This is a genomic window from Komagataeibacter melomenusus (genome assembly GCF_013155395.1).
Classification (GTDB): Bacteria; Pseudomonadota; Alphaproteobacteria; order Acetobacterales; family Acetobacteraceae; genus Komagataeibacter; species Komagataeibacter melomenusus.
Genome location: NZ_JABJWC010000120.1, coordinates 1 through 499, shown reverse-complemented (window position 1 = coordinate 499; position 499 = coordinate 1). Strand labels below are relative to the sequence as shown.

Here is a 499-nt window from a genome sequence, read left to right as displayed (position 1 = left end):
CGTTATCACAGGTGAGTGCGCGAAGTACGGAAATATTCTTTTAAAAAAAGGGGTAACGCCGTAATCTCTTGCCGGTGCGCCCGCATGACGCGGGCGTTCATCGAATGATGGGGTGAGAAAAATGAAAGCGGCACGCCAACAAGCGATAGTCGATCTGCTGATCAATCATAAAAGTCTGACCACCGAAGCGCTGGCCACCCGGCTTAACGTCAGTAAAGAGACCATCCGCCGCGATCTCAGTGAACTACAGACGCAGGGAAAAGTGCTGCGTAATCACGGACGAGCTAAATATATTCATCGTGAAAATCAGGACAGCGGCGATCCATTCCATATCCGCCTGAAAAGCCATTATGCGCACAAAGCCGATATTGCCCGTGAAGCGTTAGCGTGGATAGAAGAAGGAATGACGATTGCGCTGGATGCCAGTTCAACCTGCTGGTATCTGGCCCGCCAGTTGCCGGATATTCCCATTCAGGTTTTTACCAAAAGCCATCCTATC

The 499-nt window shown here is 50.5% G+C and carries 2 protein-coding genes; both read left to right on the top strand.

Going from position 1 to position 499, the window contains the following annotated elements; all coding sequences use genetic code 11:
* The coding region (locus HNW77_RS18185) for an RbsD/FucU domain-containing protein (RefSeq protein WP_408886867.1) at positions 1 to 64 on the top strand (64 nt) is incomplete at its 5' end.
* Positions 65 to 121: 57 nt separating this feature from the next.
* The coding region (locus HNW77_RS17330) for a DeoR family transcriptional regulator (protein WP_172159340.1) at positions 122 to 499 on the top strand (378 nt) is incomplete at its 3' end.